At 59.6% G+C, this 18,451-nt stretch carries 15 protein-coding genes; 8 read left to right on the forward strand and 7 right to left on the reverse strand.

What is annotated here, in order from left to right; all coding sequences use genetic code 11:
* Positions 1–116: 116 nt before the first annotated feature.
* The 6 genes from ABLV54_RS24455 (at position 117) to yfaU (ending at position 6,312) form a co-directional block, all read left to right on the forward strand.
* On the forward strand, positions 117–659 hold the full coding sequence (locus ABLV54_RS24455) for a YfaZ family outer membrane protein (RefSeq protein ID WP_004201712.1): 543 nt from the start codon (positions 117–119) through the stop codon (positions 657–659).
* A gap of 102 nt (positions 660–761) precedes the next feature.
* The gene (locus ABLV54_RS24460; protein ID WP_123822834.1) at positions 762–1,958 is read left to right on the forward strand and encodes a nicotinamide mononucleotide deamidase-related protein YfaY; all 1,197 of its coding nucleotides are present in this window, start codon (positions 762–764) and stop codon (positions 1,956–1,958) included.
* A 203-nt stretch (positions 1,959–2,161) separates the two neighbouring features.
* A complete protein-coding gene (locus ABLV54_RS24465; RefSeq protein WP_044524252.1) occupies positions 2,162–2,947 on the forward strand; it encodes an IclR family transcriptional regulator in 786 nt (261 codons plus the stop codon).
* A 10-nt stretch (positions 2,948–2,957) separates the two neighbouring features.
* Positions 2,958–4,163, forward strand: coding sequence for an L-rhamnonate dehydratase (gene rhmD, locus ABLV54_RS24470; RefSeq protein ID WP_348814245.1), 1,206 nt, complete (start codon positions 2,958–2,960; stop codon positions 4,161–4,163).
* A 41-nt stretch (positions 4,164–4,204) separates the two neighbouring features.
* Positions 4,205–5,494, forward strand: a complete 1,290-nt coding sequence (locus tag ABLV54_RS24475; RefSeq protein WP_032453561.1) for an MFS transporter — start codon at positions 4,205–4,207, stop codon at positions 5,492–5,494.
* A gap of 14 nt (positions 5,495–5,508) precedes the next feature.
* Entirely contained in the window at positions 5,509–6,312 is an 804-nt protein-coding gene (yfaU, locus tag ABLV54_RS24480) for a 2-keto-3-deoxy-L-rhamnonate aldolase (RefSeq protein ID WP_049013194.1), read from the forward strand.
* Positions 6,313–6,333: 21 nt separating this feature from the next.
* On the opposite strand, the gene glpC is transcribed toward yfaU, so the two are convergent.
* From glpC to glpA, 3 genes are read right to left on the reverse strand one after another with little or no spacing between them, the layout of a single operon-like run.
* Entirely contained in the window at positions 6,334–7,512 is a 1,179-nt protein-coding gene (gene glpC, locus ABLV54_RS24485) for an anaerobic glycerol-3-phosphate dehydrogenase subunit GlpC (RefSeq protein ID WP_109547092.1), read from the reverse strand.
* Complete coding sequence (gene glpB, locus ABLV54_RS24490) at positions 7,509–8,768, reverse strand: glycerol-3-phosphate dehydrogenase subunit GlpB (RefSeq protein ID WP_101881354.1); 1,260 nt, start codon at positions 8,766–8,768, stop codon at positions 7,509–7,511. The genes glpC and glpB overlap by 4 nt, the downstream gene beginning before the upstream one ends.
* Entirely contained in the window at positions 8,758–10,380 is a 1,623-nt protein-coding gene (gene glpA / locus ABLV54_RS24495; protein ID WP_023290489.1) for an anaerobic glycerol-3-phosphate dehydrogenase subunit A, read from the reverse strand. The genes glpB and glpA overlap by 11 nt, the downstream gene beginning before the upstream one ends.
* Positions 10,381–10,652: 272 nt before the next feature.
* Here glpA and glpT point away from each other — a divergent pair, with 272 nt between their 5' ends.
* On the forward strand, positions 10,653–11,999 hold the full coding sequence (gene glpT / locus ABLV54_RS24500; RefSeq protein WP_101881352.1) for a glycerol-3-phosphate transporter: 1,347 nt from the start codon (positions 10,653–10,655) through the stop codon (positions 11,997–11,999).
* A gap of 9 nt (positions 12,000–12,008) precedes the next feature.
* On the forward strand, positions 12,009–13,079 hold the full coding sequence (gene glpQ, locus ABLV54_RS24505; RefSeq protein ID WP_065882915.1) for a glycerophosphodiester phosphodiesterase: 1,071 nt from the start codon (positions 12,009–12,011) through the stop codon (positions 13,077–13,079).
* Positions 13,080–13,541: 462 nt separating this feature from the next.
* Here glpQ and yfaE read toward each other — a convergent pair whose 3' ends face one another.
* The 4 genes from yfaE to ubiG all read right to left on the reverse strand — a co-directional run bounded on the left by yfaE (position 13,542) and on the right by ubiG (position 18,386).
* Entirely contained in the window at positions 13,542–13,796 is a 255-nt protein-coding gene (gene yfaE, locus ABLV54_RS24510; protein ID WP_004201692.1) for a class I ribonucleotide reductase maintenance protein YfaE, read from the reverse strand.
* A complete protein-coding gene (nrdB, locus tag ABLV54_RS24515) occupies positions 13,796–14,926 on the reverse strand; it encodes a class Ia ribonucleoside-diphosphate reductase subunit beta (RefSeq protein ID WP_004140835.1) in 1,131 nt (376 codons plus the stop codon). Before nrdB ends, yfaE begins: the two co-directional genes overlap by 1 nt.
* 101 nt (positions 14,927–15,027) lie before the next feature.
* Positions 15,028–17,313, reverse strand: a complete 2,286-nt coding sequence (gene nrdA, locus ABLV54_RS24520; protein ID WP_048297918.1) for a class 1a ribonucleoside-diphosphate reductase subunit alpha — start codon at positions 17,311–17,313, stop codon at positions 15,028–15,030.
* Between the two features lie 344 nt (positions 17,314–17,657).
* On the reverse strand, positions 17,658–18,386 hold the full coding sequence (ubiG, locus tag ABLV54_RS24525) for a bifunctional 2-polyprenyl-6-hydroxyphenol methylase/3-demethylubiquinol 3-O-methyltransferase UbiG (protein ID WP_023290485.1): 729 nt from the start codon (positions 18,384–18,386) through the stop codon (positions 17,658–17,660).
* Positions 18,387–18,451 lie beyond the last annotated feature (65 nt).

Consider the following 18,451-nt stretch of genomic DNA (forward strand, 5'->3'; position numbering starts at 1 on the left):
GTTACACTCTTGTGAAAAATCATTTCGCCAGGTCATTGATTCCTGACGAGTGCGCAGTAGAATTTTCAGGTTTTTTCGGGACTTCTTTGATTTTAATTTTCTGGATAGAGTAAATAATGAAAAAAAGCATTTTTATGGCGCTGGCTGGCGTCATGCTGGTCTCTTCGGCGGCCCATGCGATCAGCGTTACCGGCGAAGCAGGCGAGCATTACACCAACCTTGGGGTCGGCTTCGGCACCGAGTCCACCGGTCTGGCTGTTTCGGGTAACTGGCTGCACAGCGATAACGATGGCGACGCCGCGGGTTTAGGCCTGGGCCTGAATATTCCGCTGGGGCCGTTCCTGGCGACCGTGGGCGGTAAAGGGGTATACACCAACCCGAAACAGGGTGATGAAGGTTATGCGGCCGCGGTCGGCGGCGGCCTGCAGTGGAAAATCGGCGACAGCTTCCGTCTGTATGGCGACTACTACTACTCTCCAGATTCCCTCTCCAGCGGCATTGACAGCTATCAGGAAGCCAACGTCGGCGCCAGCTGGACCATTATGCGTCCGCTCAGCATCCAGGCAGGCTATCGCTATCTGAACCTGGCGGGCAAAGATGGCAACCGCGATAACACCATCGCCGACGGCCCGTACATCGGCGCCAGCGCCAGCTTCTAATCTCCTCCAGCGCGGTCTCTTCTTGCCGCGCCAGATTTTCCTCCTCGTCAGCCTCCCGCTTTGCGTTATAGTATTTGCCACCTGGCAGGCAAGGAGTGAGCAATGTTGAATGTGGAAATGCTGTCCACTGGCGATGAAGTGTTGCATGGTCAAATCGTTGACACCAATGCAGCATGGCTGGCGGATTTCTTTTTTAATCAGGGTTTACCATTAACGCGCCGTAATACCGTCGGCGACGATCTCGATGCGCTGGTGGCGATTCTTCGCGAACGCAGCGAACAGGCGGATGTGCTGATCGTCAATGGCGGCCTCGGCCCAACCAGCGACGACCTGAGCGCGCTGGCCGCGGCCACCGCGAAAGGCGAAGGACTTATTTTGCATCCGGAGTGGCTGGAAACCATGACCCGCTTCTTTGCTGAACGCGGGCGGCCGATGGCGGAAAGCAACCGTAAGCAGGCGGAAATCCCCGCCAGCGCCGAGATGATCAATAACCCGGTGGGCACGGCCTGCGGCTTTGCCATCCAGCTCAATCGCTGCCTGATGTTTTTCACCCCCGGCGTTCCCTCTGAATTCAAAGTGATGGTCGAGCAGGAGATTTTACCGCGCCTGCGCCAGCGCTTTACGCTGCCGGAACCGCCGGTATGCCTGCGGCTGACCACTTTTGGCCGCTCGGAAAGCGAGCTGGCGCAAAACCTCAATCCGCTGACGTTACCGCCTGGCGTAGTAATGGGCTACCGCTCGTCGATGCCGATCATTGAGCTGAAGCTGACCGGACCGGCTGACCAGCGTGACGCCATGCTGGCCCTGTGGCCGGAAGTGCGTAAAGTGGCTGGCGACAGCCTGATTTTCGAAGGCACTGAAGGGTTACCGGCGCAGATTGCACGCTGCCTGCAGGAGCGGCAGCTGAGCCTGACGCTCAGCGAGCAGTTTACCGGCGGTCTGCTGGCGCTCCAGCTGTCCCGCGCCGGCGCGCCGCTGCTGGCCAGCGAAGTGGTCCCGGCGCAGGAGGAGACGCTGGCGCAGGCGGCCCGCTGGGCGGCCGAGCGGCGCATTAACCATTTTGCCGGCCTGGCCCTGGCGGTGAGCGGCCAGGAAAACGATCATCTTAACGTGGCCCTGGCCACCCCCGACGGCACCTTCGCGCTGCGGGTGAAGTTTAGCGTCACCCGCCACAGCCTGGCGGTACGCCAGGAAGTCTGCGCCATGATGGCATTAAACCTGCTGCGTCGCTGGCTGAATGGCCAACCGCTGGCCAGTGAACATGGCTGGATTAACGTGGTGGATTCCCTCTCAATGTAAGTCGTTTCCCGGCGCGCGGGCTTCTCCCGGGCGCCGGTTGTCCAGCCTGTTGTACTCTCCTGAAAAAATTCTGTGCGTTAAGTCGCAATTTTCCGCTGCGAACGGTCCAGCATACGGGAAAGCGATTGCCCCGCGATGTCGCTCACACTTTACCGCCCGGACAACCGCAACACTGATTCCAGTATTCAGGATTGGAGTCCAGTATGTTGGAATCAACGAAAGTCCCGGCGCTGACCCGCGCGATTGAGATCCTCAATTTAATTGGCCGCATCGGACCCTGCAGCGCGGCGACGATAATAGCGGAGCTGGGGATCCCGAAAAGCACGGTTTATCTGCTGCTGGGCGAGCTGAAAAAGCAGCGCTTCATCAGTATGGATAATCAGGATAACTACTGCCTGTGGACCAAACTGGTGGAGCTGGCCGGGCAGGCGCTAAGCAAAATGGACCTGCGCGAGCTGGCGCGGCCGCGCCTGACTCGCCTGATGGATGAGTGCGGCCTGCTCTGCCATCTGGGCATTATCGATCACGGTAACGCCTACTACATTCTGAAAATTGAATCACCCGCCACCATTAGCGTGCGTTCGCACGAAGGAAAGAGCCTGTCGCTTTACCGCTCCGGGATCGGCAAATGTTTGCTGGCCTGGCAGCCCGCCGGGGTTCAGGCATCGATTATCGATGATCTGCAGTGGGAGCGGGCTACGCCAACGACCATCAGCAATGCTCAACAGCTGCGGGAGGAGCTGGGGCGGATCCGCGCCCGGGGCTGGAGCTTTGATAATGGCGAGGACTATCCGGACGTGCGCTGCGTGGCCGCCCCGGTTTTTAACGCCAATAACGATCTGACCGCCGCCATCTCGGTGGTGGGTACCCGTCTGCAAATCAATGAAGACAATCGCGATTACCTTGCCGGTAAGGCGATTGCCTGCGCGAAAGATATTTCACGACTGCTGGGGTGGAAAAGCCCCTTTGAACAACTCGCCTCATCATAAGGAGAACACCATGACCCTACCGAAAATTAAACACGTCCGCGCCTGGTTTACCGGCGGCGCCACCGCAGAGCAGGGCGCCGGCGGCGGCGATTACCACGATCAGGGGGCTAACCACTGGATTGACGATCATATCGCCACCCCGATGAGCAAATACAAACAGTATGAGCAGTCCCGCCAGTCGTTTGGCATCAACGTGCTGGGCACGCTGATTGTGGAAGTGGAAGCCGACAACGGGCAGACCGGCTTTGCCGTGTCGACGGCCGGAGAGATGGGCTGCTTTATCGTGGAAAAACATCTCAACCGCTTTATCGAAGGCAAATGCGTCAGCGATATCAAACTGATCCACGACCAGATGCTCAACGCCACCCTTTACTACGCAGGATCCGGTGGTCTGGTGATGAACACTATCTCCTGTGTCGACCTCGCGCTGTGGGATCTGTTCGGGAAAGTGGTTGGCCTGCCGGTCTACAAACTGCTGGGCGGAGCGGTGCGTGACGAAATCCAGTTCTATGCCACCGGCGCTCGTCCGGATCTGGCGCAAGAGATGGGCTTTATCGGCGGCAAAATGCCCACCCACTGGGGCCCGCACGATGGCGACGCCGGGATCCGCAAAGACGTCGCCATGGTGGCGGACATGCGCGAAAAATGCGGCCCGGATTTCTGGTTAATGCTGGACTGCTGGATGAGACAGGACGTTAACTATGCCACCAAACTTGCCCATGCCTGCGCCCCTTACAACCTCAAGTGGATCGAGGAGTGCCTGCCGCCGCAGCAGTATGAAGGTTATCGCGAGCTGAAGCGCCAGGCGCCGGCCGGGATGATGGTGACCAGCGGCGAGCACCACGGCACCCTGCAGTCCTTCCGCACCCTGTCGGAGACCGGAATCGATATTATGCAGCCCGACGTCGGCTGGTGCGGCGGCTTAACCACGCTGGTGGAGATAGCGGCTATTGCTAAAGCGCGCGGGCAGCTGGTGGTGCCGCACGGCTCGTCGGTTTACTCACATCATGCGGTGATCACTTTCACCAACACGCCGTTCAGCGAGTTTCTGATGACCAGTCCTGACTGCGCCACGCTGCGTCCGCAGTTCGACCCGATCCTGCTCGGCGAGCCGGTGCCGGAGAGGGGGCGCATTCATAAATCGGTACTGGATAAACCCGGCTTTGGCGTCGAGCTCAATCGCGACTGCAACCTGAAACGTCCTTATCAACACTGATCCCCCGGGCCGCCCGGCGGCCCACGCCTGAGGATATTATGATGAGCAACACTCTGCTGGAGAGCGTGGTGAAGAAAAACCGCGCCCGCTTAATCCCCTTTATGCTGGCGCTGTACGTGCTGGCGTTTCTTGACCGTTCGAATATCGGTTTCGCCAAAGAGACCTACCAGCTGGACACTGGCCTCAGCAACGAAGCCTATGCGCTGGGGGCGGGGATTTTCTTTGTGGTCTATGCCTTTCTTGGGGTGCCGGCCAATCTGCTGATGCGCAAATTTGGCGCCAGAAAATGGATCGGCTGCACCACGCTACTGTGGGGCGTGCTGTCGGCGGCGATGGCGTGGGCGGATACGGAAGCGAAATTCCTGCTGGTACGTACCCTGCTGGGCGCGGCGGAGGCGGGCTTCTTCCCCGGCATGATCTACCTCACGTCTCAGTGGTTTCCCCAGCAAAACCGCGCCAGCATTATGGGGCTTTTTTATATGGGGGCGCCGCTGGCGCTGACCCTCGGTTCGCCTTTATCCGGCGCGCTGCTGGAGATGCATGGGTTTATGGGCCATCCCGGCTGGTTCTGGATGTTTGTGATTGAAGGCCTGCTCGCCGTCGCCGCAGGAGCGTTCACCTTCTTCTGGCTGGACGATTCGCCGCAGCATGCCCGCTTCCTGAGCGCGGCGGAGAAACAGGCCCTGATAAGCGAGCTGGCGCGAGAGGAGGAGAAAAAGGTCACCTCGCGTCTGTCCGATGCGCTGCGTAACGGGCGGGTCTGGCAGCTGGCGCTGATCTACATGACCATTCAGGTGGCGGTCTATGGCCTGATTTTCTTCCTGCCCACTCAGGTCGCCGCGCTGTTGGGCACCAAAGTCGGCTTCATTGCCTCGGTGGTGACGGCTATTCCGTGGGTGGCGGCGCTGTTCGGTACCTGGCTTATCCCTCGCTACTCCGATCGTACCGGCGAGCGGCGCAATATTGCCGCGCTGACGCTGCTGGCGGCAGCGGTCGGGATTGCGGTTTCCGGGCTGGTGGCGCCGGTGCTGGCTATCATCGCGCTGTGCGTGGCGGCGGTTGGGGTGATTGCCGTGCAGCCGGTCTTCTGGACGATGCCGACGCAGCTGCTCTCCGGCACGGCGCTGGCCGCCGGGATTGGCTTCGTTAACCTGTTTGGCGCCATCGGCGGCTTTCTGGCGCCGATCGTTCGCGTGCAGGCCGAAACGCTGTTCGCCAGCAGCGCCGCTGGACTGTTAACCCTGGCCGGCGTGGCCATCATCGGGGTGATCATCATCTTCTCATTAAGCCTCACCCGCGCGGTTCCTCAGCGCGGCGGCGTACAGCATTGATTAAAGGAATCGCTATGAACGCACTGTTATCAAACCCCTTCAAACGTGGATTATTACGCGGTGAGACGCAAATAGGCCTGTGGCTGAGCTCGACCTCCTCCTATCTGGCGGAGATTGCCGCCACTTCCGGATATGACTGGCTGCTGATCGACGGCGAGCATGCCCCGAACACTATTCAGGACCTTTATCATCAGCTCCAGGCCATCGCCCCTTACGCCAGTCAGCCGGTGATCCGTCCGGTGGAGGGCAGCCGCAGCCTGATAAAACAGGTGCTGGATATTGGCGCCAGAACGTTGCTGGTGCCGATGGTCGATACCGCCGAGCAGGCGCGGGAAGTCGTCTCGGCAACCCGTTATCCTCCCGTCGGTAGCCGCGGCGTTGGCGCCGGCGTGGCCCGGGCGGCGCGCTGGGGCAGAGTGGAGAATTATATGGCGCAGGCGAATGACGAACTCTGTCTGCTGATTCAGGTGGAGAGCCGAACCGCGCTGGAAAATCTGGACGCTATCCTCGAGGTGGAGGGCATTGACGGGGTGTTTATCGGGCCGGCGGATCTCTCCGCTTCGCTGGGACACCCGGACGATGCTGGCCATCCTGACGTGCAGCGGGTGATTGAGCAGAGCATCCGGCGCATTCGCGCGGCGGGAAAAGCGGCCGGATTTCTGGCGGTCGACCCGGCGATGGCGGAAAAATGTCTCGCCTGGGGGGCCAATTTCGTCGCCGTCGGGGTCGATACCATGCTGTACACCCAGGCGCTGGACCGCCGGCTGGCGATGTTTAAATCCGCCAGCGCTCAGCCGCAGGAGAAAGCGAGCTATTGACGGCGCAGGCTGGCGCCGGACTCAGGCGAGCGCCTGCGCCAGCACCGTCAGCGGATGTTCGCAGCGTTTGCTGGTGGACATTTCTATCTGCCATTTACAGGTCTCGCAGTCGGTGACGACGATGTCGGCGCCGCTCTCCTCAATCTGACGGAACAGGGGGGCGCCGATAGCCTGGGATACCGCGTAATTCTCAGTCTTAAACCCGTAGGTGCCGGCGATGCCGCAGCACTGCGAATCCAGCACTTCCAGCTGCAGGCCAGGGATCAGCCGCAGCAGTTCGAGGGTATACAGCGACCAGCCCATTTTCTCCATATGGCACGGCGTGTGATAGACCACCTTCAGCGGCAGCGGGCGCAGCGGCAGCGTTTTGCCACTATCCAGTTGTTTCCAGATCCAGCGAGTGGCCAGCTCCACCCGGTCGCGGAGATCGCTGTTGTCGATATCAAGGAGGTGCGGGTATTCATCGCGCAGCGTAAAGGTGCAGGTCGAGGAGGTGGCGATGATCGGCAGCGCGTTTTCCCGCATCGCGGCGACGTTGCTCTGCGCCTGCTTACGCGCTTTGTCAAAAAAGCCGTTGGCGATCAGCGGCACGCCGCAGCATTTTTCCCTTGATAACAACTGCACGCCGGTGCCCAGCGCATTGACGACGCGAATCAGATCCTTGCCCAGCTGCGGGTGGTTATAGTTGACGTAGCAACCATGAAAGAAGGCCACCTGCTCAGGGTACTGCGCCTGTCTGGCCGCGAGCTGGCGGTAAGCGCGGCGGAAGGTACCGAAGCCATATTTGGGCAGCGTGCGGCGATGATCGATATTGAGCGCCGCGTCGAGCAGGCGGCGCACCGGTTTTAAGCCGGTGGTGGCGTTTACCAGTGGGGCAAAGGGGGTGGAAAGGGTGCCCATCAGGTCGGTATGGCTGAGAATAGCGTCGCGCAGGGTCGGTTTTTGCTGACCATACTGTGCCCGGGCGCGCTGAATGATATCGCCAATTTTCACATCCGACGGGCAGGCGACCTCACAGCGCTTGCAGTTAATGCAGTACTTGAGCGCCTCATCGTACAGCGCGCCATCCTTCAGGCGCAGGCGTTCGCCGTCCGGCCCCGCCTGTTTCGGCCCGGGATAGCGCGGATTGACCCGGCTGACCGGACAGGTGGTGGTACAGACCGTGCACTTAATGCAGCTTTCAAAACGGGTATCGTTCATGGTCGGCCTCCGGCGAGGGCGTGGATCTGTCTGGCGGCGTGCAGTGCGGTGACGGCGCAGACCCCGCCGCCGCAGCCGAGCTGAATGGCATCGAACCCGCCGAGCAGCGAACCGATGGCGAAAAGATTGCTGAACGGCTGCCCGCCCAGCATGGGGCGCAGCAGGGCATCGGTTTTCACCCCGAAGCGTTGCCACGGCTGGGAGGCAAAGAAGTCGCGCTGGTACCAGTCGTCGCGCGGCAGGGTCTGCTGTAGATCGAGACCGAGAATGGGTTCGCGCACGCTATCCCGCGTGGCGACAAGACCGTTACTGAAAAAGCTGCCGCTGGCCAGCACGGTAAAACGCGGACGCAGCGCAATATCGCCGTGATTTCGCGTCCAGACAGCCTCGACGGCGCCCTGTCGATGGCTGATGTTCACCACTTCATCGCCGGCAAGCCAGGTGCCGCCGCCGCGAATAAACTGCCGCTGCAGCAAACTGTGCAGGCGCATCCCGGGAACCGAAGGCGGCAGCGTCGGCAGCAGACGCAGCGGGCAGGGCAGGCGCGCCTGCAGCCAGTGGTACAGGCGATCGTCGGCGAGGCCAAAGCAGGCGGGCATGATCAGCAGCTCATGCTGCTGCGCCAGCGGCAGCAGCGCCGCATGCAGGGCAGGCCAGTGGTTTTCATCGTCGAGGAGGCGGGCGATATTGGCGGCGCGAAACTCGGTGGGGTTGTCACGTAAAACATCCAGCAGCGGTAACTCGATTTCCACCGCCACGGCGGTGACGCCGGTTTGCCCGAGCGCGGCGGCGGCGAGATGCGGCTGAAAATCGGCAAAGCCGCTGATCCCCACCAGACAGACCCCCTGTCGGGGGAGTGGCGCGACAGGAACCTCCTGCGGCGATAGCCACGCCGCGCGCAGCGTCCCCAGCGGCGTTACCCGCCGGTGCGGGCGGTGCGCGTCGCCCTGCATCACCGCGCCGCAGGCCGCCAGCAGGGCTTCAGTCTGTTTTGCGTATTCGAGCACCGCCCCGGCGCCGAGCCGGGAATAAGGGTGCTCAGGAAGCAGTTCAGCGAGCTGCTGCAGACCTTGCGCGAGGTCAGTGACGTTATCGCCGCTCGGCAGCGCCGAGAGCAGATCTAACGACGCGGAGGAAAAATGCAGCGCGCTTTGCCCGCGGCTGATGATAACGCTGCGCAGGCCGGACTGATTCAGCGTCAGGCCGCACAGCAGGCCGGCCAGTCCGCCGCCGATAATCGCGCAGTCAAATTTCATCCTGATGCTCCTGTGGTAGTCCGCACAGGCCGAGGTAGACCCAGCGGGTGAATTCGCTTTCGCGCAGCGCGTCGCCCCAGGCGATGGGCTGCACGCCCTTCCAGCGCTCATTGAGAAACGCCGACAGCTGGGTCAACGACTGCGCGGGGGTGGTGACGTTAAAGCGCTGCAGCAGACCGGCGGCGCGGCAGGCGCAGAGTTCCCCCTGGCAGGTCCCCATGCCAATCCGGGTACGGCGGCGCAGGTCGAGCAGGGTGTGGACCGCCAGATTTTCCACCGCGTATTTCACTTCACCAGCGGTGACGGCTTCGCATTCGCAGACCAGACTACGGTGCTGGCGGCTGTCGCCAAGCCAGGCCGGCGTGCGATCGCCATGGCGGTAGACAGCAGAGCCGCGCAGCGGGCCCGGCAGGGAGATAATTTTTCGCAGGGTGCTTTCCGTCGGCTCCTGCGACCCGGGGAGCGGGCTCTCGGCCGTGGAACAGGGGGTGGTGTTGCCCAGCTTACGACAGACGGCGTCGGTGGCCCACTCGGCCATCAGGCGATAGGTCATCAGCTTGCCGCCGGTGATGGTAATGAAGCCTTCCATGCCGTCGCGCTGAGCATGGTCGAGCAGGACGATGCCGCGGCTGACGCTGCGTCCGCTGGGATCGTTGTCGCTGGCCACCAGCGGGCGGACGCCGGAGTAGGCGCGGAGGATCCGGGTGCGGCCCATGACCGGCGCCAGCTTTTCACCTTCGCGCAGCAGGGTTTCGACTTCCGCGGTCGTTACCCGGTTGTCGTCAATTTCGTCATAAGGAATATGCATCGAGGTGGTGCCGATCAGCGAGATGGTATCCCCGGGCACCAGAATATCGGCATCGGCCGGCTTACGGCAGCGGTTGATCACCAGGTTGTTAATCCGGTGGTCAAGGATCAACAGCGATCCCTTCGCCGGGAACATGGTGATGCGCAGGTCGGCATATTCCGCAATGCGCTGCCCCCAGATCCCGGCGGCATTGACCACTACCCCGGCGTACAGGGCGCGGGTCTGGTGAAGCTGACGATCGTATACCTGGACGCCACAGACGCGGTCGCCCTGGCGCAGCAGGCCTGTCACTTCGCAGCCGGTGAGGATCTGCGCGCCGTGTTCGCGGGCGTCGAGCATATTGGCCGCGGTGAGGCGAAACGGGTCAATGGTGCCATCCGGGACCTGCACCGCCCCCAGCAGCGTCGGGTTGACGGCGGGCTCGCGGCGCAGCGCCTCCTGCGCAGAAAGCGGCGTGGCCTCTATGCCAGCCTGCTGGCAGGCGGCGATAAAGGTCTGCTGCCAGGCCAGATCGTCTTCAGGCAGGGTAATGAACAGACCGCCGGCCGGTTCGATACAGTGACGGGCGATGCGGCGCAGGATGCGGTTCTCACTGATGCATTCGCGGGCGGATTCGTTGTCGGTCACCGCATAGCGGGCGCCGCTGTGCAACAGCCCATGATTACGGCCGGTGGCCCCGGTGGCGATATCATGGCGCTCAATGAGCACTGTACGTAATCCGCGTCGGGCGCAGTCGCGGGCGATGCCGGCGCCGGTTGCTCCGCCGCCGATGATGATGACCTCGCTATCAAGACGTCCCGTCATCTTCAGCTCCTCTGCTTTCGTTTACCGCCATTTAGCCACAATCAATAAGGTTATTGTTTGATTTCGAGCATATTCGCGCGTTATTTGAGCGCATTATGTGATTTTGTGCTCACATTGGAACCTTTTGTCATATTTCTGTAACAAATTGTGCGATGTTTCACAGTATCAGCTCTACGTATTGCCTACCACCGCGGCCAGATTCGAAGTTGGTGATTAATCTGGGATTGTTGTCGTGACGTCAGTAAAAAACAGCAAGGGCCACGGAGGCTGATATGTTAAGTATTTTTAAACCCGCCGCGCATAAAGCGCGTTTGCCAGCCGCGGAGATCGACCCGCTCTATCGTCGGTTACGCTGGCAGATTTTTATCGGCATCTTCTTTGGTTATGCCGCTTACTATCTGGTTCGTAAGAACTTTGCCCTGGCGATGCCCTATCTTATCGAGCAAGGTTTCTCCCGCGGCGATCTCGGTTTCGCCCTTTCCGGCATCTCCATTGCCTACGGATTTTCGAAATTCATCATGGGATCGGTCTCTGACCGTTCGAATCCGCGCATTTTCCTGCCGGCGGGGCTGATCCTCGCCGCGCTGGTGATGCTGGTGATGGGCTTCGTACCGTGGGCCACCTCGAGCATCATGATCATGTTCGTACTGCTGTTCCTCTGCGGCTGGTTCCAGGGAATGGGCTGGCCGCCGTGCGGCCGTACCATGGTCCACTGGTGGTCGCAGAAAGAGCGCGGCGGAATTGTTTCAGTGTGGAACTGCGCGCATAACGTCGGCGGGGGGATTCCGCCGCTGCTGTTCCTGTTGGGTATGGCCTGGTTTAACGACTGGCATGCGGCGCTCTATATGCCGGCTTTCGGCGCTATTCTGCTGGCGATTTTCGCCTTCGCGATGATGCGCGATACGCCGCAATCCTGCGGCCTGCCGCCGATCGAAGAGTATAAAAACGACTACCCGGACGATTACAGCGAAGAGCATGAACAAGAGCTGACGGCGAAGCAGATCTTTATGCAGTACATTCTGCCGAACAAGCTGCTGTGGTACATCGCGGTCGCCAACGTCTTCGTTTATCTGCTGCGCTACGGCATTCTCGACTGGTCGCCGACCTACCTGAAAGAGGTGAAGCACTTCGCGCTGGATAAATCCTCCTGGGCCTACTTCCTGTACGAGTACGCGGGGATCCCGGGCACCCTGCTGTGCGGCTGGATGTCGGATAAAGTGTTTAAAGGCAACCGCGGCGCCACCGGCGTGTTCTTTATGACCCTGGTGACCATCGCCACCGTCGTGTACTGGCTGAACCCGCCGGGTAACCCGGGCGTCGATATGGCCTGTATGATTATTATCGGCTTCCTGATCTACGGCCCGGTGATGCTGATTGGCCTGCATGCGCTGGAGCTGGCGCCGAAGAAAGCCGCCGGCACCGCCGCAGGCTTCACCGGCCTGTTCGGTTACCTCGGCGGTTCCGTGGCCGCGAGCGCCATCGTCGGCTACACCGTCGATTTCTTCGGCTGGGACGGCGGCTTTATGGTGATGATCGGCGGCAGCGTGCTGGCGGTTGTGCTGCTGATTATCGTGATGCTGGGTGAACGACGCCACCATCAACAGATGAAGCAAGCCTAAGGAGCGGCGATGAACATGAAACTCACCGCGCTAATGAGCGGCATGATGTTGGCCAGTTCGGCGCTGTGCTTCAGCGCGGCAGCGGCGGATAAAATGGTTATCGCCCACCGGGGCGCCAGCGGTTATCTGCCGGAACATACCCTGCCGGCGAAAGCGATGGCTTACGCTCAGGGGGCGGATTACCTTGAGCAAGACCTGGTGATGACCAAAGACGACCGACTGGTGGTGTTGCACGACCACTATCTGGATCGGGTGACCGACGTCGCTCAGCGTTTCCCGCAGCGGGCGCGTCAAGATGGCCGTTTTTACGCCATCGACTTTACCCTGGCCGAGATCAAGTCGCTGACGTTTACCGAAGGCTTTGAGCCGAAAGACGGCAAGAATGTGCAAACCTATCCCGGGCGTTTCCCGATGGGCAAATCCGATTTCCGCATTCATACCTTTGAAGAAGAGATTGAGTTTGTCCAGGGGCTGAATCATTCCACCGGCAAAAACATCGGTATTTACCCGGAAATCAAAGCGCCGTGGTTCCACCATCAGGAAGGCAAAGATATTGCCGCCAGCACGCTGAAAGTGCTGAAAGAATATGGCTACACCAGCAAGCAGGATAAGGTCTATCTGCAGTGCTTTGACGCCAACGAGCTCAAGCGTATTAAGCATGAGCTGGAGCCGAAGATGGGCATGGATCTCAAGCTGGTGCAGCTTATCGCCTATACCGACTGGAATGAAACCCAGCAGCGGCAGGCTGACGGCAAGTGGGTGAACTACAGCTATGACTGGATGTTCAAGCCGGGGGCCATGGCGCAGATTGCGCAGTACGCCGACGGCATTGGTCCGGATTATCATATGCTGGTGGCGGAAGGCTCAAAACCGGGGGCGGTGAAGCTGACGGCGATGGTGAAGGAGGCGCACGCCAGCCATCTGCAGGTGCATCCGTATACTGTGCGCGCGGATCAACTGCCGGAGTACGCCAGCAACGTCAATCAGCTCTATGACCTGCTGTATCGCCAGGCGGACGTCGATGGCTTGTTTACCGATTTCCCGGATAAAGCGGTGCAATTCCTGGACGCTAAACGCTAAAAAGCCGGGTGGCGGTTGCGCCTTACCCGGCGTACGAACTGCGGTTTTGTTGACACTGTTCTCGGTGTGCAACGATTTCGACCCGGGAATAACGTTTGTTCTATGTTATTTCCTGGAAGATTGCGCTCCCGATATCTCTTCTGCGTTATGCCTTTCATAGCGCAGGGAGCGCACAGGGGGCGGCCAGTCGCCGCCGCCCCCTGTACCCCCGGGCTCCGGCCAGCAAAATCGCCGCTGCGCGGTCCCTTCGACTTATCCCTGCAGGCTTCGGGTCGGGCCGAGGCAGCGTCCGTGCAAAACACGGCCCTCAGCCCGCATCCATGCGGGCTGCCCCGGCCTTCCGGGAACGTCTCAGCGATTTTGAGGCCGCAACACCAGCAGTTTCAGCAGCCCAGGGCGGCAGTGCGTAAACGGCCGGTCCTGGAACAGTAGGTCAGGTAAGCGTAGCGCCACCTGACAAGACTACATCTCGATCTCAATATCGCCCTTCGCCCGGCAGCAGCAGGGCAAAATCTCTCCCGGCTGGATAAAGGCCAGCGGCTCGGTCAGCCAGTCAACCTGGCCGGAGACCAGACGAGTGCGGCAGGAGCCGCAATAGCCTGCGCGGCACTGATACTCGACGTCGATATTATGCGATTCAAGAGCAGCCAACAGGGAAGGGTGTTCATCCTGACACTCAAGGCGAGTGTCAGAGATTTTCAAGAAGATCCGCTTCATTACAGCTGGAAGTTGCTCAGGTCGTCGGCATCGACTTCAGAGTCGATCTGGCCGACCAGGTAAGAGCTGACCTCTACTTCCTGCGGCGCCACCTGGACGTTGTCGGAGACCAGCCAGGTGTTGATCCACGGGATCGGGTTGGAGCGGGTCTGGAACGGCAGATCGAGGCCCACCGCCTGCATGCGGATATTGGTGATGTACTCGACGTACTGGCAGAGAATATCTTTGTTCAGGCCAATCATCGAGCCGTCGCGGAACAGATAGTCCGCCCACTCTTTCTCCTGCTGCGCCGCCAGCACGAACAGGTCATAGCACTCCTGCTTGCACTCTTCGGCGATTTCCGCCATTTCCGGATCGTCGCTGCCGGAGCGCAGCAGGTTCAGCATATGCTGAGTGCCGGTCAGGTGCAGCGCTTCATCGCGGGCGATCAGGCGGATAATTTTGGCGTTGCCTTCCATCAGTTTGCGCTCGGCAAAGGCGAAGGAGCAGGCGAAGCTGACGTAGAAGCGGATCGCTTCCAGGGCGTTGACGCTCATCAGGCACAGATAGAGTTTCTTTTTCAGCTCGCGCAGATTGACGGTCACGGTCTTGCCGTTGACGGTGTGGGTGCCTTCGCCCAGCAGGTGCCAGTAGCTGGTCATCTCGATCAGCGAATCGTAATAGTGGGAGATCCCCTCGGCACGCTTCTGGATCTGTTCGTTGGTGACGATATCGTCGAACACGGTCGCCGGGTCGTTGACGATGTTGCGGATGATATGGGTGTACGAGCGCGAGTGAATGGTCTCGGAGAAGGCCCAGGTTTCCACCCAGGTCTCCAGCTCCGGGATGGAGATCAGCGGCAGCAGGGCCACGTTCGGGCTGCGGCCCTGGATGGAGTCGAGCAGCGTCTGGTACTTCAGGTTGCTGATGAAAATGTGTTTTTCATGTTCCGGCAGCGCCTGGTAGTCAATGCGATCGCGGGAGACGTCAACCTCTTCCGGGCGCCAGAAGAAGGAGAGCTGTTTTTCAATCAGCTTTTCAAAGATATCGTATTTTTGCTGATCGTAGCGGGCCACGTTAACCGGCTGGCCAAAAAACATTGGCTCAAGCAGCTGATCGTTTTTCGTCTGTGAAAAAGTGGTGTATGCCATTGAAGTGAGTCCTGTTGAACTGTATTGCCCGGCGGCGATGCGTTGGCCGGGCCTACAAAATCGTAGGCCGGGTAAGCGTAGCGCCACCCGGCAAAAATACCTTAGATCTTACAAGCGCCGCTTTCGCAGCCGTCGTCCTGGATGGACGGGGCCAGGTCATCCTGAGCGTCTTCAGCGCCATCACGGGTGTTGTGATAGTACAGCGTTTTGACGCCGAATTTATAGGCGTTGAGCAGGTCTTTCAGCAACTGCTGCATCGGCACTTTTCCGGAAGGGAAGCGCGTCGGATCGTAGTTGGTATTCGCAGAGATCGACTGGTCGATAAACTTCTGCATGATACCCACCAGCTGCAGGTAGCCGTCGTTGTTCGGCATTTCCCACAGCAGTTCGTAGGCGTTCTGCAGGTTTTCGTAGTCAGGCACCACCTGGCGCAGGATCCCATCCTTCGACGCTTTAATACTCACGTGGCCGCGCGGCGGCTCGATGCCGTTGGTAGCGTTGGAGATCTGCGACGAGGTCTCGGACGGCATCAGCGCGGAGAGCGTGGAGTTGCGAAGTCCGTGGGTTTTGATGGACGCGCGAAGCGCTTCCCAGTCGTAGTGCAGGGCTTCGCTGACGATGCCGTCCAGGTCTTTTTTATAGGTATCGATCGGCAGGATACCCTGCGCATAGGTGGTTTCGTTGAACCACGGGCAAGCGCCCTGTTCGATAGCCAGTTCGTTGGAGGCCTTCAGCAGGTAGTACTGAATCGCTTCGAACGTTTTGTGGGTCAGGTTGTTGGCGCTGCCGTCGGAGTAGCGTTTGCCATGCTTCGCCAGATAGTAAGCGAAATTGATCACGCCGATGCCCAGCGTACGGCGGCCCATCGCGCCGCGTTTGGCGGCCGGGATGGGGTAATCCTGATAGTCGAGCAGCGCGTCCAGGGCACGCACCGCCAGCACCGCCAGCTCTTCCAGCTCGTCGAGGCTGTCGATAGCCCCGAGGTTGAAGGCCGACAGGGTGCACAGCGCGATTTCGCCGTTTTCGTCGTTGACGTCTTCCAGCGGTTTAGTCGGCAGGGCGATCTCCAGGCACAGGTTAGACTGGCGCACCGGGGCGACCACCGGATCGAACGGGCTGTGGGTGTTGCAGTGGTCGACGTTCTGGATGTAGATGCGGCCGGTGGAGGCGCGCTCTTGCATCATCAGCGAGAACAGCTCAACCGCTTTAATGCGCTGCTTACGAATGCTGTCGTCCTGCTCGTACTGGGTGTACAGGCGCTCAAATTCGTCCTGATCGGCGAAGAAAGCGTCATACAGGCCCGGGACGTCGGAAGGGCTGAACAGGGTAATGTCGCCGCCCTTCAGCAGACGGGTGTACATCAGCTTGTTGATCTGCACCCCGTAGTCCATGTGACGAACGCGGTTGGCGTCGGTCCCGCGGTTGTTTTTCAGCACCAGCAGGCTTTCCACTTCCAGATGCCACATTGGGTAGAAGAGGGTCGCCGCGCCGCCGCGTACGCCGCCCTGCGAGCAGGACTTCACCGCGGTCTGGAAATGTTTGTAGAACGGAATGCAGCCGGTGTGGAAGGCTTCGCCGCCGCGGATCGGGCTGCCCAGCGCGCGAATGCGGCCGGCGTTGATGCCGATGCCGGCGCGCTGGGAAACGTATTTCACAATCGCGCTGGAGGTGGCGTTGATGGAGTCCAGGCTGTCGCCGCACTCGATCAGCACGCAGGAGCTGAACTGACGGGTTGGGGTACGCACGCCGGACATGATCGGCGTCGGCAGCGAGATTTTAAAGGTCGACACCGCGTCGTAGAAACGCTTGATGTAGTCCAGACGCGTTTCGCGCGGGTAGTTAGAGAACAGGCAGGCAGCCACCAGAATATAGAGGAACTGCGCGCTCTCATAAATTTCGCCGGTGACGCGGTTTTGTACCAGATACTTGCCTTCCAGCTGCTTAACGGCAGCGTAGGAGAAGTTCATGTCGCGCCAGTGGTCGAGGAAACCGTCCATCTGCTGGAACTCTTCTTCCGTGTAGTCTTCCAGCAGATGATGATCGTATTTACCCTTCTCGACCATCTTCACCACGTGATCGTAAAGCGCCGGCGGCTCAAACTGGCCGAAGGCTTTTTTACGCAAATGGAAAATCGCCAGACGCGCGGCGAGGTACTGGTAATCCGGCGCCTCGCGGGAGATCAAATCCGCAGCGGCTTTGATAATGGTTTCGTGGATGTCCGCGGTTTTAATGCCGTCATAGAACTGGATATGCGAGCGCAGCTCTACCTGGGAAATCGAAACGTTATTCAGTCCTTCTGCCGCCCAATCCAGTACGCGATGGATTTTGTCGAGATTGATGCGCTCGGTGGTTCCGTCGCGCTTTGTCACCAGCAGACTCTGATTCATGTGGATTTTACCTGTCCGTGAAAGAAAATATCCCCCGTTTATCCACAGAAGGCCGTTGTGACTAACTCTGTGGATAAATACTATATGTAGGGGGTTGTCGATAAAAGGAACGCTATATGGTGAGTATTTTAGTAAGGAATCTTTTGAGTACAAGGGTTGATTTTGACGTTAAATTGAGGTTGCGGAAGGGTAATAATCCGCAAGTCCACGTCGCATAAGGCCTGGAGAAGAAGTCAATAAAACAGAAAAAAAAATGAAAATTTGATCGAGTGCTGATTTCTTCATCGGAAGAAATAATCACGCGGCTTGATGCCGCGCAATCATCATAAGCGCAGGTGCTGACGTCACGCTTTTTTGGCGCTGGTATGCAACATATAGTTAACATCAACCCCCGGCGCCAACTTGAAGGTGTTGGTCAACGGATTATAATGCAGGCCGATGATATGCTGCTCTTTCAGAGAAGTCTGATCTACCCAGCCCAGCAGTTCGGCCGGCTTGATAAACTTTTTCACATCATGAGTGCCTTTGGGCACCATCTTCATGACATATTCCGCGCCGACCACCGCCATCAGCCACGCTTTACCGTTACGGTTGATGGTGGAGAAGAAGACCTGGCCGCCAGGCTTCACCAGCCGCGCGCAGGCGTGGACGACCGACTGTGGGTCAGGGACGTGCTCCAGCATCTCCATGCAGGTGACGACGTCATACTGCTGCGGATGCTTCGCGGCATGTTCTTCAACCGTTTCCTGAACATACTCCACCTGAATTCCGCTCTCCAGGGCGTGCAGTTTCGCCACCTGCAGCGGCTCGGCGCCCATGTCCAGCCCGGTGACCGTCGCGCCTTCGCGCGCCATGCTCTCGGCGAGGATGCCGCCGCCGCAGCCGACATCGAGGACTTTTTTACCGAACAGGCCGCCAGAGCGTTCGGCGATATAGCCCAGCCGCAGGGGGTTAATGCGGTGGAGCGGTTTGAACTCGCCCTCCAGATCCCACCAGCGCGAGGCGACGGCTTCGAATTTGGCGATTTCAGCATGATCGACGTTAGGGGCTACCGACGTTTTTTCGGCATTCATGGGCGCTTTTACTCCTTTTCTGTTCAGACCTGCGAGTATATCAGCAGCGCGCCATGAATAAACCG

The organism is Klebsiella sp. JB_Kp042, from assembly GCF_040065275.1.
Classification (GTDB): domain Bacteria; phylum Pseudomonadota; class Gammaproteobacteria; order Enterobacterales; family Enterobacteriaceae; genus Klebsiella; species Klebsiella quasipneumoniae.

Coding starts and splice junctions, on each gene's coding strand:
- ABLV54_RS24455 (WP_004201712.1), top strand. CDS start 117: ATGAAAAAAAGCATTTTTATGGCGCTGGCTGGCGTCATGCTGGTCTCT.
- ABLV54_RS24460 (WP_123822834.1), top strand. CDS start 762: ATGTTGAATGTGGAAATGCTGTCCACTGGCGATGAAGTGTTGCATGGT.
- ABLV54_RS24465 (WP_044524252.1), top strand. CDS start 2,162: ATGTTGGAATCAACGAAAGTCCCGGCGCTGACCCGCGCGATTGAGATC.
- rhmD (WP_348814245.1), top strand. CDS start 2,958: ATGACCCTACCGAAAATTAAACACGTCCGCGCCTGGTTTACCGGCGGC.
- ABLV54_RS24475 (WP_032453561.1), top strand. CDS start 4,205: ATGAGCAACACTCTGCTGGAGAGCGTGGTGAAGAAAAACCGCGCCCGC.
- yfaU (WP_049013194.1), top strand. CDS start 5,509: ATGAACGCACTGTTATCAAACCCCTTCAAACGTGGATTATTACGCGGT.
- glpC (WP_109547092.1), bottom strand. CDS start 7,512: ATGAACGATACCCGTTTTGAAAGCTGCATTAAGTGCACGGTCTGTACC.
- glpB (WP_101881354.1), bottom strand. CDS start 8,768: ATGAAATTTGACTGCGCGATTATCGGCGGCGGACTGGCCGGCCTGCTG.
- glpA (WP_023290489.1), bottom strand. CDS start 10,380: ATGACGGGACGTCTTGATAGCGAGGTCATCATCATCGGCGGCGGAGCA.
- glpT (WP_101881352.1), top strand. CDS start 10,653: ATGTTAAGTATTTTTAAACCCGCCGCGCATAAAGCGCGTTTGCCAGCC.
- glpQ (WP_065882915.1), top strand. CDS start 12,009: ATGAACATGAAACTCACCGCGCTAATGAGCGGCATGATGTTGGCCAGT.
- yfaE (WP_004201692.1), bottom strand. CDS start 13,796: ATGAAGCGGATCTTCTTGAAAATCTCTGACACTCGCCTTGAGTGTCAG.
- nrdB (WP_004140835.1), bottom strand. CDS start 14,926: ATGGCATACACCACTTTTTCACAGACGAAAAACGATCAGCTGCTTGAG.
- nrdA (WP_048297918.1), bottom strand. CDS start 17,313: ATGAATCAGAGTCTGCTGGTGACAAAGCGCGACGGAACCACCGAGCGC.
- ubiG (WP_023290485.1), bottom strand. CDS start 18,386: ATGAATGCCGAAAAAACGTCGGTAGCCCCTAACGTCGATCATGCTGAA.